Source organism: Planococcus sp. BI3 (genome assembly GCF_056680115.1).
The window spans coordinates 3,389,358-3,401,787 of record NZ_CM155266.1 but is presented as its reverse complement, the minus strand read 5'-3'; the positions used below and the strand labels follow the sequence as shown (position 1 = coordinate 3,401,787).

The window sequence follows — 12,430 nt, the reverse complement described above, 5'->3', positions numbered from 1 at the left end:
TTCACTTAAACGAGTTGAAGCTTTTTTTTTAATTTTTCCAGCATATCGAAAGTCATCGCATCCAGATCGTAGGAAGCTTTGAAGCCCCATTCCGCTTTTGCAGCCGATGCGTCAATATTATCCGGCCAGCTGTCTGCGATTGCCTGTCTTGCCGGGTCGACCGCATAGGACATCTTGAAATCCGGAATCTGCTTGCGGATTGATGCCGCAATCTGTTCCGGCTCAAAGCTCATCGCTGTCACATTGAATGCGTTGCGGTGGATCAATTTTGCTGGATCTGCTTCCATCAAGTCGACGATGGCCTGCAGTGCATCCGGCATATACATCATGTCCATGTAAGTGCCCTCTGCAATATAAGAGGTATAGCTGCCTTGCTCAATCGCTTTGTAATAGATGTCGACTGCATAGTCGGTCGTACCGCCACCCGGCTGTGCCACATTTGAAACCAACCCTGGGAAACGGACACCGCGCGTATCGACGCCGAACTTCGTATAGTAGTAGTCACACAGCAGCTCCCCGGCTACCTTATTGACGCCGTACATGGTGGTCGGACGCTGCAATGTGTCTTGTGGTGTATTCTTTTTAGGAGTTGAAGGACCAAATGCGCCAATGGAACTGGGTGTGAAAAATTGCATGCCGAGCTCACGAGATGCTTCGAGCGCATTGATAAGGCCGCCCATGTTCAGGTTCCAGGCAAGAAGAGGTTTTTCTTCAGCAGTCGCTGACAGCAAAGCCGCCATGTGGACCATTGTATCCGCTCCAAAATCCTTTGCCAAATCGTGCATTCTCTGTGCATCTGTCACATCCAAAATTTCGAAAGGACCTGATTGATCGGAAGAGTAGCGAATATCTGTCGCCAATACATTGTCATTGCCGTATATGCTGCGCATTTTACCGACAAGCTCCGACCCTATCTGTCCCAAAGCACCTGTAATCATAATTCGTTCCATTTTAAACACTCCTTTTCCCCAAAAAATGTCCTGTGTAAAAACACAAAAATCTTCTTGTAAACGCTGTTTATTTAAGCTTTATTATTAATTTATTATAAGGTGTTCTCTTTAAAAACACAAATACTTTCTTAAAAAAGATTTTCCAGAACTGCTTCGGGTTCTGGAAAACCTTTAAAGTCCATATATAATTGCTGACACTTCCAGCTGCAGCATGCTGGATGAAGCGCATTCACATCATTTGAGACTGCAGGACAGGCGTGCTATAATAAATCAGCTTTAGGATTCCGGTGGATTTCGCATCAGATTTTCCTTTTTTTAAACTTTAAACCCACTAATCCAGTAGGTTATAACGGTATTGTTCTTTATTTTATATTAGGTTTAAAAAAAGAAGCGATGTTCAGTTAGGAATCACAGAAAAAAATATAAAGGAATAGAGGAGATTATTTATGAAGAAATTTAGTTTGGCGTTTTTATTATTGATGGCAATGCTGGTATTGGCGGCCTGCGGCGGGTCCACTGAAGAAGATCCAACGACGGACGATGCTGCGGAGAATGGCGGCTCTGAAGAGGATGTCTTGGCTAAAGTCCAGGAAGAAGGTACGTTGGTCATCGGTACCGAGGGAACATACCCTCCCTTCACTTTCCACGATGCGTCAGGGGAATTGACGGGCTTTGATGTAGAAATTGCACGTGAAGTGGCAGAGCGCCTTGGCGTTGAAGCGGAATTCCTTGAAACGCAATGGGATGCCATGTTCGCGGGATTGGATGCTGGCCGTTTTGATATGGTTGCCAACCAAGTCGGCATCAACCCGGAACGCCAGGAAAGCTATGAGTTTTCAGACCCATACATCACTTCCACGGCAGTCCTGGTAGTCGCTGAAGATGACACTGAAATTCAAAGCTTTGAAGATTTGGAAGGCAAATTGTCGGCGCAGTCACTGACCAGCAATTATGCTGAAACCGCAACTTCATTCGGTGCAGAACTTGAAGGCGTCGAAGGATTTAACCAAGCAATTGAATTATTGAATTCAGGCCGTGTTGATGCGACTGTCAATGATAATTTGACCGTTTTGGATTTCCTGAAACAGCGTCCGGATGCACAAGTAAAAGTTGTCGATGAGTCTGAAGATGCTGCACAAAGCGGGTTATTGTTCAGACAGGACAGCGGCGCAATCGTCGATGAAGTCAATCAGGCTCTGGCAGATATGATCGAAGACGGCACATACGATGAAATTTCCGAAAAATGGTTTGGTGAAAATGTACTTGAGTAGTATTTTCTCGGATCCGGTCAGAATGGAACGGCTTGTGGACATTGCGCAATCTTCATTCCTTCCATTAATCGAGGCGACGCTTCAATTCACCTTGCCTTTATCGATTATTTCTTTTATTTTCGGATTGATCTTGGCGATTTTGACAGCGCTGGCGCGGATTTCAACGGTTAAAATTTTTCAGATCATTGCCCGCGTCTATGTTTCGATTATTCGAGGTACGCCTCTACTGGTCCAATTGTTCATCCTGTTTTACGGATTGCCGACACTCGGCATCACGATCGATCCGTTTCCAGCGGCAGTGATCGGTTTCTCCCTGAACGTCGGCGCTTATGCTTCCGAAGTGATCCGGGCAGCCATCCTGTCGATTCCAAAAGGCCAATGGGAAGCAGCCGACACCATCGGCATGTCCTATACACAATCTCTGCGGCGCGTCATTTTGCCGCAGGCATCGCGTGTTTCATTGCCACCCTTGTCGAATACCTTCATCAGCCTGATCAAAGACACATCGCTCGCATCCCTTATCCTGGTTACCGAGATGTTCAGGGTCGCCCAGCAGATTGCCGCAACCAATTATGAATTCCTGCTGCTGTACGGGCAGGCGGCATTGCTTTACTGGGTCATCTGCTTTGCTTTGTCCCTGGTTCAAGGAAGGCTCGAACACCGCTTTGACCGATACGTTTCCAGATAATAAAAGCAGTTCACTGATTGCAGTAAGGAGTCCCAGATGATTTCAATCAAAAATTTGCATAAAAAGTTCGGTGACCTTGAAGTATTGAAAGGCATTGATGCAGACGTCCAAAAAGGCCAGGCCATCGTGGTCATCGGGCCATCCGGTTCCGGGAAGACGACATTCCTGCGCTGCCTCAACACCTTGGAGACACCGACTTCCGGTTCCGTAACAATCGACGAACAAACCGTCGACTTCTCCAAGCCTTTGCCGAAAAAGCAGATCATGGCGTTTCGCAAGCAATCGGCGATGGTCTTTCAGCATTACAACCTGTTCCCTCACATGACTGCTCTTGAAAACGTCATGGAAGGCCCGGTCACTGTCCAAAAGCAGGACAAGAAGCTGGCCCGCAAAAAAGCCGAACAGCTGCTGACGAAAGTCGGGCTCGGCGAAAAGATCAATGACTATCCGTTCCAGCTGAGCGGCGGCCAGCAGCAGCGCGTCGGCATCGCCCGCGCACTGGCACTTGAACCGAAAGTCATGCTGTTCGATGAACCGACGTCCGCCCTCGACCCTGAACTGGTCGGCGAAGTGCTGCAGGTCATGAAAGACCTTGCCGCTGAAGGCATGACGATGGTCGTGGTGACACATGAAATGCGCTTTGCCAAAGGTGTTGCTGACGAAGTGCTGTTCATGGATGAAGGACGCATCGTCGAACGCGGCAAACCCGAAGACATCTTCAATCATCCGAAAGAAGAGCGGACGCAGCGTTTCCTAAGTTTGATCCAAAAAACCGACACTATTTAAGAAAAGCGTAAACTGAATAAAATAAAAAACTCGCCTCTCTTTTGAGATTGCGAGTTTTTTTGTGGTCATTTTTCGATGATGCATGATTTAACAGTCAGTTTTTCCAGCTGCGCCAGATCCACTTCCACACCCAGCCCCGGCTTGCCGGACAGCAGGACGTACGGATGCTGATAGGTCAAGTCCCCGATTTCTTCACTGAACAGCAGCGGACCTGTCAATTCCGTGCTTTCGATATTGATGCGTGACATGGCGACGTGATAGCCTGCCGCTGACCCGATGGAAGATTCCACCATCGAGCCGATCTGGCACAGCATCCCTGCCGCCTCGGCAGTCTTGGCCATCTGTGAAGCATGGAAAATTCCGGCACATTTCATCAGCTTGATGTTGATGACGTCAGCTGCCTGCAGCCGGATAATTTCCAGCAGGTCTTCCATCGATTGGATGCTTTCGTCGGCCATGATCGGAACAGCTGTCTTCGAACGGATTTCAGCCAGTCCGCGGATGTCGCCCATGCGGATCGGCTGCTCGATCCAGGCGATGTTTGCCCCTTCAAGCTGTTTGATGGCCGCTACGGCAATGCCTGGCGACTTCCATCCTTGATTGACATCCACACGGATTGGCATGTCTTTGCCGACTGCTTTGCGGACGGCCAGAATCCGGTCCACGTCTTCCTGCGCCTGCCCTTTCCCCACTTTCAGTTTCAGGGAAGCATAGCCCATTTCGACGGCTTTCTTCGCTTTTTCCGCCATGATTTCAGGTGCTTCGATACTTAGCACTTTCGGGTAATCCAAGTGAGCAGTTGCCTGTCCGCCAATCAGGTTATAGACCGGCTGTCCTGCCGCTTTGCCCATCAAGTCGTAGCAGGCGATGTCCACAGCGGCTTTGGCCGCTGGATTGCGTGCCATCAAGCCGTTCATTTTCGAATGGATGGCTTCGATATCGAACGGGTTCATTCCGATGATTGCCGGCAGGAACAACTCTTTCAATAGTTCAAATGCCGCAGTGAAATACTCTCCTGTGACATGTTCATCCGGAACCGCTTCCCCGTACCCGACAAGGCCGGCATCTGTTTCCAGCACGACAATCAATGCCGGCATATCGGGGTAAGTCGCATAGGATATGATGAATGGTTCGTTGAGAGGAAATCTGACCGCATGCAATGACGCTTTAGTGATTTTCATTTGAGTGCCTCCAATGATTTTAACTTATTGTATACTTACTACTATAGTGAAATTGAAGCGTGATTGGTATTTTATTTTACATCCAAAGGAGTTTTAGGATATGACATTAGCTGAACGGATTGATTTGCTTTACAACGAAATGGTTGAGACAAGAAGGCATCTGCATATGCATCCCGAGCTGTCGCATCAGGAAGTTGCGACTCCTGCTTTTATTGCGGAGCGTTTGGAAGAATTGGGCATCGAGGTTCGCTGGGGAGTTGGCGGGCGCGGAGTCGTCGGAACGATCCGTGGCGGCAAGCCCGGCAAAACGATTGCATTTCGCGCAGATTTCGACGCCCTGCCGATTGATGATCAAAAAGATGTCCCTTATAAATCCACTGTTCCCGGTGCCATGCATGCTTGTGGGCACGATGGCCATACTGCTGCATTGCTGGGCTTCGCCAAAGCGATGATGGCCATTCGGGAGGAGCTTCCGGGCACGATTGTGCTGATCCATCAATTCGGCGAAGAGCTGTCTCCTGGCGGTGCACGGGCGATGATCGCAGATGGCTGCCTCGACGGTGTTGATGCGGTCTACGGCGCCCATCTGCAAAGCAAAATGGACAGTGGCCGTATTTATTTGCGCGATGGATTCCTCCAGGCTTCCGAAGACACCGTCAAAATCATTGTCCATGGCTCCGGAAGCCACGGAGCCGAACCGCATAATGGCGTTGATCCCATTTTGGCAGCCAGCCACATCATGGTGGCATTGCAATCCATCGTCAGCCGCAACGCTGATCCGCTGAAGGAATTGGTCGTCTCCATCGGCAAATTCCATGCAGGCGACGCTGATAACGTCATCCCGGGTAAAGCTGTGCTGGAAGGCACTATCCGCGTGTTCGATCCTGAGCTGCGCAAGCTGGCCAGCCAGCGCCTGCGGACGATTGTGGAGAATGTCGCCATCGCGATGGGTGCTTCGGCTGAAGTGATCATTGAACATGGCTACGATGCGCTGTGGAACCATCCGGCAGAAGCTGATGCAGTCCGCATTGCAGGCCGCGGCTTGTTGGGCGAAGAAAACGTCGTGGAAATCGATCCGGTCATGCCGGTCGAGGATTTTACTTATTTTACGCAGGCAAAGCCAGGCGCCTACTTTTTTGTCGGGGCGAAAATGGCCGATAGCGAGTCCGTTTACCCGCACCACCACGAAAACTTCGATTTCAATGAAACCGCTATGCTGGTGACGGCAAAAATGTTCGCTGCGATTTACTTCGAGGCGCAGAAAATGCCTGCGGACAGTATTTCGGTTGATTTGGACAGTATTTGAGCTAGTTTGGACTGTATTTCCTGATGTCTGGACTGTATATTGCACTATACAGACTGTATATCCTATATCTGGAAATAAAAACACGCCCAGCAGCGTATGCCGGGCGTGTTTTCGTCTATTTACTTGATAACGCCTAATTCTTTGCCGACTTTTTCGTAAGTGGCGATGGCTTTATCCAGCATTTCTTTCGTGTGGGCAGCTGTCGGCATGTTGCGTACGCGTCCAGTGCCTTTTGGAACGGTTGGGAAGACGATTGATTTGGCATAGACGCCTTCGTCAAACAGACGCTTCGAAAATTCCTGCGTCAACTTTTCATCACCGATGATGCACGGCGTAATCGGCGTTTCAGAATGGCCGATATCGAAGCCAAGTGCATCGAGGCCTTTTTTCAGGTAATCGCCATTGTCCCATAATTTATCATGCAATTCTGTTGAGTCCATGATCATTTGGACTGCTGCTGTGATCGCTGCCACGTCGCCTGGCGTTACCGCTGTCGAGAACAGGAATGGACGTGAACGGACTTTCAGCCAATCAATGAGGTTTTTCTTGCCGGCTACATAACCGCCGACAACCCCGACTGCTTTAGACAAAGTGCCCATTTGCATGTCGACTTCTTTTTCAAGGCCGAAATGCTTCACGGTTCCTTTCCCTTTGCCGGTAACTCCTGAACCGTGTGCATCATCGACGTACGTGATCAAGTCGAATTCTTTGGCAATTTCCACGATTTCCGGAAGTTTGGCGATGTCGCCGTCCATTGAGAAGACGCCGTCCGTGATGACCATGACTTTAGTGTAAAGGCCGGATTCTGTTGCTTCTTTTGCTTTCAGGCGCAGGTCTGCCATATCGGAATGCTTGAAGGCAATGATTTTCGCTCTTGATAAACGGCAGCCGTCAATGATGGAAGCGTGGTTCAATTGATCAGACAGAATGGCATCATTCTTGTCCATTACAGCTGAAATCGCCGCCATGTTGCAGTTAAAGCCGGATTGGTAGGAAATGGCCGCTTCGGTTCCTTTAAACTCGGCTAATTTCTCTTCCAATTTCACATGCAGATCAAGCGTCCCGTTGATTGTGCGGACTGCCCCTGCACCGACACCGTATTTATCGATGGCGTCTTTTGCCACTTGCTTTAACTCTTCGTTGGTCGCAAGCCCCAAGTAGTTATTTGAAGAAAGGTTGATCAATTCCTTGCCGCGCACTTTGATGATGGCGCCGTTTGGCCCTTCAACCGGATCGATTTCATTATAAAGGCCCTGCTCTTTTAATTCTGTTAAGTTTTCATCTAAAAATGCATCTAGTTTTTTTGACAATGTCCTCTTCCTTTCAATAACGCAATTCTCTATCCATCTTACCATAAGGGCCTTTTTCTCCAAAAGAAAAAGCGGACCGAGGTCCGCTTTCAACTTATTTATTGCTTTTAGCTTTCTTTTTGCCTTTGTTCGGATTGTCCTGCTTGTAGATGACTTCATACGTGAATTCTTTCGCTTCACGTTGCCCTTCTTCAGCAGCGTAAGAAGTGATCATTTTGACATTTCCTTCACGAAGGACCTGCTTAAGATCCAAGGCTTGTTTTTCCGTCACGTTAAATGGATCTACGTGGAAAACGCGTTCTTTGCCATTTTTCTTGGTTTGGATGAATGTTGTCGTAAAGTTGACATAGTCACCTTTCAATTGGCCCAGCGACTGGAAAGCATCCGTTGAAGTTCCGTCAGCTGTGAAGTCACCCAATTGAACATTCTTGATGAACCAGCCTGCTTCATTTGAACCCCAGTCAGTCAGGTTGCGGAATGAAACCAGAACGTCCTGGCCTGCATAAGCGGATAAATCAAAGGTTTCAGTTGTCCAATCGCCATTCGTCCCAGTAAATCCAGGAACGTTTTCCTTGATCGTCGGATAGCCTTCTTCAACTACATCACTGCGCGTGTTTTCATTTTCAAGCGATTTCCATGTTTCGCCGTTATCCGTTGAAACCTGTACCATGCCGAAATCCCATTGTTCTTCAATAGTGTAGTAATGCTCGAATGTCAATGCTGCATCAGCTGCAGGGACAGTTGCTCCGAAAATCAATGCCTGGTCTGCTTCATCGCCATTATTGGCATGCAACACCTGGGTACCTGAACCTTTTGGATCGGCTACAGTGCCCCATTGCAATGGCAGGAAGTCGACGCCGTCAAATTCCAGGCCGCGCACATCTTTGTTGAAGTTGAATTCCTTAAAGTCGCCGCCCCATGCTGGAACGCCTTCTTTTTCAAAGGTCTTCGCTTTTTCAAAGTCTACCGTTTTGCCGCGCACGTCACCATTTGTGCCGACCGGCAGTTCGCGCAAATCAATGCTGTCAAAATTGTAATCGCTGCTGACGTCTGAGTTGTCCAACGTCAACGCCGTCATGAAGTTCTGGTAGACTTCAGTGAATGTCTTATTGGTGCCGTAATCCTGCAACACTTTGTCGACGCTGGCCATTCCCTGGCTGTCGCCGTCTGTTGCCAATTCACGGATGAATTCCTGGCCGAACTTGTCGTACATATAAAGAGTGAACAGGTAGACCTGGCCATAATCCGCAATCGTTTCAGGTCCGGTCGCTGATGTTCCATGCTCATCCCAGTTGACTAGCGAGTTTTCCGGATGGTCCAAATAGAAGTTGATCGATCCTTCTCCGTGGCCATATCCGCCCAGAAATTCAGAGAAAGTCGACATGCCTTCGTTCAACCAGGTTTCTTCAGAAGGGTCGTTATCCGCTTGGATCAAATGCTGCAATTCGTGGATCGTCGTCCCGAAGAATGTGTTCTCCAGACGCGTTTCCCATGAATTCGTATCAATGGTGATGATGTTGCGGTCTGTATAGTTTTCAAGAGTCTGCCAGAAGAAGCCGGCAACAAAGAATGGATAGCTCGGATCGTTCCAGCCTTCATCCTGGACATTATCGACCAGCATGATGACTTTATCGGACCCTTCGTAATAGCCTTCAGGAAGGCCGACCATGCCAGGAAGCGGCGAGTTGGAGCCATCAAGCTGGTCAGGTGTTCCGAAGAAATCAGTGGCTACCGGATAGATATTGCTGTCGAATTCAGCCTTCAATTTATCCACCTGCGCCTGCGTCACCACATCCGCTGGTTTCGGGTTATTTGGTCCATATGCCAAGTCATTAGCAACCCAGATTTCCACGTTGTCGCCTACACTGCGCAGTGTAAATTCTTTAAAACTTAAGTTGCGGTCGAGAAATTTTTTCGTCCCGCCATCGTATGTAAAGGCCCCGTCGGCTGCCGCATCAGCCGTTCCGCCTGCCGCTTCATCCGCCTGCGCTTTTATCTTTTTATCCGCTTCTTTTTTAAAGTTTGCATCCTGCGTCAACTCATTCAGGCTTTGATCGATATCAATCCGGTCCCCGTATCGTTCACTGTTCCAGTCCTTCATTGTTGGCACTGCCTCGGTTGGTGCCGCTGCAGCTGCTGGCGCGAATAAAGATAGAGTTAACGCACTAGCCGATAAGATCGATACCCATTTGCTGTTCTTCATATTGCATCCCCTTTCGAACTGTCAGAATATTGTTTCTTTGGAAATCTTACCATGACAGAATAATCAGAAGAATAGGGAATAAGATATATTTTTTCATCCTTCTTTTAGTTAAAAAGAGTGAAGTAAAGGAAAAAAAAACAAAAAAAACCGCCCCTCACAGGCGGTTTGTCCCTTATTTTAATGCACTTTCCAGATCTTCAATCAAATCTTCTACATCTTCGATCCCGACTGAAATCCGGACAAGCCCTTCGACAATGCCCAGTTCAGCTCGGCGTTCGATAGGTATCGACGCATGGGTCATCTGTGCCGGTACGGAAATCAAGCTTTCGACCGCCCCCAAACTTTCAGCCAAGGTGAAGTATTTCAGCTTGGCCAATAATTCTCCGGCTTTTTCTTTGCTGCCTACATCAAATGAAATCATGCCGCCAAAACCAGTTGCCTGTTTCTGCATTAATTCACGTCCAGGGTGGCTTTCCAGTCCTGGGTAGATGACTTTTCCGACCGCTTCATGCGCTTCCAAAAACTCCGCGATTTTCTGTGCATTGGCGTTGGCTTCTTCCATGCGCAAGCCCAATGTCTTCAATCCGCGGATCAGCAGCCATGAATCCTGCGGCCCTAAAATCGCACCGATGGAATTCTGGACAAAATGGACCTCTTCAGCAAGCTCTGCTGAATTGACGACCACCAGTCCGGCGACAACATCGCTGTGTCCGCCGATGTATTTTGTCGCGCTGTGCACAACAATATCCGCCCCCAACACAATCGGGTTCTGCAGATACGGCGTCATGAACGTGTTGTCGACAATCGTCAGCAAGCCCTTCGATTTCGCGAAGGCTGCAACCGCTTCAATATCCGTCACTTTCAACAGCGGATTGGTTGGCGTTTCAATGAAAATCGCTTTGGTGTTTTCTTTGACCGCCGCTTCCACTTCCGCCAGGTTGCCGGTATCGACAAAGGTAAATTCCAGGCCGAAACGGTTCAGGACTTTATTGATGACGCGGTAAGTTCCGCCGTAGACGTCATCTGTCAATACAACATGGTCGCCCGCCGAAAACATCATCATCACTGACGAAATGGCGGCCATTCCTGAGCCGAATGCGAAACCGGCGTGGCCGAATTCCACATCTGCAATCAATTCCTCGAGTGCATGGCGTGTCGGATTGCCCGTCCGCGAGTATTCATACCCTTTAAATTTGCCGACCGATTCCTGCTTATAGGTGCTGACCTGATAGATCGGCGTAGACACCGCGCCTGTCGCTTCATCTCCGACAATGCCACCGTGGATTAATCTTGTTTTTGGTTTCATTACTGATCCTCCTCAAAACTTCTGCTATAAATATTTTGGCTCATATAACGTTCGCTTGAGTCAGCAAAGACAGTCACAATATGGCTTCCCGGCTTAGCGGTTTCCGCTTCCCGGAGCGCTGCTACAAAAGCTGCACCGGAAGAGCTTCCCACTAATAAACCTTCGTTTTTTGCCAACTCGCGAACGGCCATAAATGCTTCTTTATCCAGGATGGTATGGATGGCTTCAAAATAACTGGCATCCATATAATCCGGCAAAAACTCCATGCCGATGCCTTCAGTCAAATGTGGCCCTGATGGCCCGCCGTTTAAGATCGAGCCTTCCGGTTCCACGATGACTGTTTTGATGGCCTGATTTTTTGATTTCAAATAACGCGCCGTACCCATGAAAGTGCCGCCAGATCCTGCTCCAGCAATAAAGACGTCAATTTTGCCGTCCAACGCTTCCCAGACTTCCGGCCCAAGTGTCCGGACATACGTTTCGGGATTTGCGGGATTGGAAAATTGGGAAGGAGAAAATGCCCCTTCCGCTTCCACCAATTCTTTGGCCTTGGCGATTGCGCCTTTGATGCCTTTTTCAGTCGGCGTATTGATGACTTCCGCACCTAATGCGCGCATCAGCCCCTGTTTTTCCTGACTGAATTTTTCAGGCACTACAAATTTCACGTGATAGCCTTTGCCGATGGCGGCGATCGCCAAACCGATGCCGGTGTTGCCGGCAGTCGGCTCGATCATTGTGCCGCCCGGCTTCAGAACTCCGCGTTTCTCAGCGTCTTCTATCAACGAAACGCCCAAACGGTCTTTGACGCTGCCTCCGGGGTTAAAATACTCCAGTTTGGCGAAAATGCGGCAGCCGTTCGGGATTTCGCTGTGTGTCAGTTCCAGCAGTGGCGTATTGCCGATCAGTTGCTGAATTCCAGTAACATAGTTCATCGTTATTCTCCTTAGATCGCTTTATCCGCGAAGACTTGGCGCCATTGGTCTTTTTTCGCCAGCATTTCACGCGCCAGTTCTTTTGCGCCTTCCAGGCTATGGCTTGCAGCCCAGCCGCATTGCACTTCATTGCATGCCGGCACTTCGTCCGCTTCAATAACATCCTTCAATGTGCTTTCCAGGATGCGGAGAATATCTTCGTAATCATCATGGTTGATGACGGATAAGTAAAAGCCCGTCTGGCATCCCATCGGCCCGATGTCCACAATGTCATCTGAATGGTTGCGGCTGTGTTCAGCCATCATATGCTCAAGCGAATGAAGTCCAGGCATATCCATATGTTCTTTGTTCGGCTGCTTGAAACGGATGTCGTATTTGCGGATTGTGTCGCCTTTTGCTCCGGTTTTTTCTCCTGCTAAACGTACATACGGCGCCACTACTTTTGTGTGATCCAAGTTAAAGCTTTCAACATTCATTTTTTTCATCCTAATCGCTCC

General features: G+C 48.8%; 11 protein-coding genes. 4 read left to right on the top strand and 7 right to left on the bottom strand.

Annotated features, from left to right (window positions below; genetic code table 11):
- Positions 1-5: 5 nt before the first annotated feature.
- Positions 6-950, bottom strand: coding sequence for an L-threonine 3-dehydrogenase (locus tag AC1MEO_RS17015; protein WP_480332681.1), 945 nt, complete (start codon positions 948-950; stop codon positions 6-8).
- A 446-nt stretch (positions 951-1,396) separates the two neighbouring features.
- Between AC1MEO_RS17015 and AC1MEO_RS17010 the strand changes: the two genes are divergently transcribed.
- From AC1MEO_RS17010 to AC1MEO_RS17000, 3 genes are read left to right on the top strand one after another with little or no spacing between them, the layout of a single operon-like run.
- Complete coding sequence (locus AC1MEO_RS17010) at positions 1,397-2,221, top strand: amino acid ABC transporter substrate-binding protein (protein WP_480332679.1); 825 nt, start codon at positions 1,397-1,399, stop codon at positions 2,219-2,221.
- Entirely contained in the window at positions 2,208-2,909 is a 702-nt protein-coding gene (locus tag AC1MEO_RS17005) for an amino acid ABC transporter permease (protein ID WP_480336130.1), read from the top strand. The genes AC1MEO_RS17010 and AC1MEO_RS17005 overlap by 14 nt, the downstream gene beginning before the upstream one ends.
- A gap of 36 nt (positions 2,910-2,945) precedes the next feature.
- Positions 2,946-3,695, top strand: a complete 750-nt coding sequence (locus AC1MEO_RS17000) for an amino acid ABC transporter ATP-binding protein (protein WP_480332677.1) — start codon at positions 2,946-2,948, stop codon at positions 3,693-3,695.
- 65 nt (positions 3,696-3,760) lie between these two features.
- Here the strand turns inward: AC1MEO_RS17000 and AC1MEO_RS16995 are convergent, their stop codons facing one another.
- On the bottom strand, positions 3,761-4,876 hold the full coding sequence (locus AC1MEO_RS16995; RefSeq protein WP_480332675.1) for a mandelate racemase/muconate lactonizing enzyme family protein: 1,116 nt from the start codon (positions 4,874-4,876) through the stop codon (positions 3,761-3,763).
- A 100-nt stretch (positions 4,877-4,976) separates the two neighbouring features.
- Between AC1MEO_RS16995 and AC1MEO_RS16990 the strand changes: the two genes are divergently transcribed.
- Entirely contained in the window at positions 4,977-6,182 is a 1,206-nt protein-coding gene (locus AC1MEO_RS16990) for a M20 metallopeptidase family protein (protein ID WP_480332673.1), read from the top strand.
- Between the two features lie 119 nt (positions 6,183-6,301).
- Here AC1MEO_RS16990 and AC1MEO_RS16985 read toward each other — a convergent pair whose 3' ends face one another.
- From AC1MEO_RS16985 to AC1MEO_RS16965, 5 genes are all read right to left on the bottom strand, one after another.
- Positions 6,302-7,492, bottom strand: a complete 1,191-nt coding sequence (locus tag AC1MEO_RS16985; RefSeq protein WP_480332671.1) for a glycine C-acetyltransferase — start codon at positions 7,490-7,492, stop codon at positions 6,302-6,304.
- Between the two features lie 94 nt (positions 7,493-7,586).
- Complete coding sequence (locus AC1MEO_RS16980; RefSeq protein WP_480332669.1) at positions 7,587-9,695, bottom strand: peptidase M6; 2,109 nt, start codon at positions 9,693-9,695, stop codon at positions 7,587-7,589.
- Positions 9,696-9,867: 172 nt separating this feature from the next.
- Positions 9,868-11,001, bottom strand: coding sequence for a bifunctional cystathionine gamma-lyase/homocysteine desulfhydrase (locus AC1MEO_RS16975; RefSeq protein WP_480332667.1), 1,134 nt, complete (start codon positions 10,999-11,001; stop codon positions 9,868-9,870).
- Complete coding sequence (locus AC1MEO_RS16970; protein ID WP_480332666.1) at positions 11,001-11,933, bottom strand: PLP-dependent cysteine synthase family protein; 933 nt, start codon at positions 11,931-11,933, stop codon at positions 11,001-11,003. The genes AC1MEO_RS16975 and AC1MEO_RS16970 overlap by 1 nt, the downstream gene beginning before the upstream one ends.
- 11 nt (positions 11,934-11,944) lie before the next feature.
- Positions 11,945-12,418: an S-ribosylhomocysteine lyase gene (locus AC1MEO_RS16965; protein ID WP_480332665.1), complete on the bottom strand. Its 474-nt coding sequence runs from the start codon at positions 12,416-12,418 to the stop codon at positions 11,945-11,947.
- Positions 12,419-12,430: the final 12 nt, after the last annotated feature.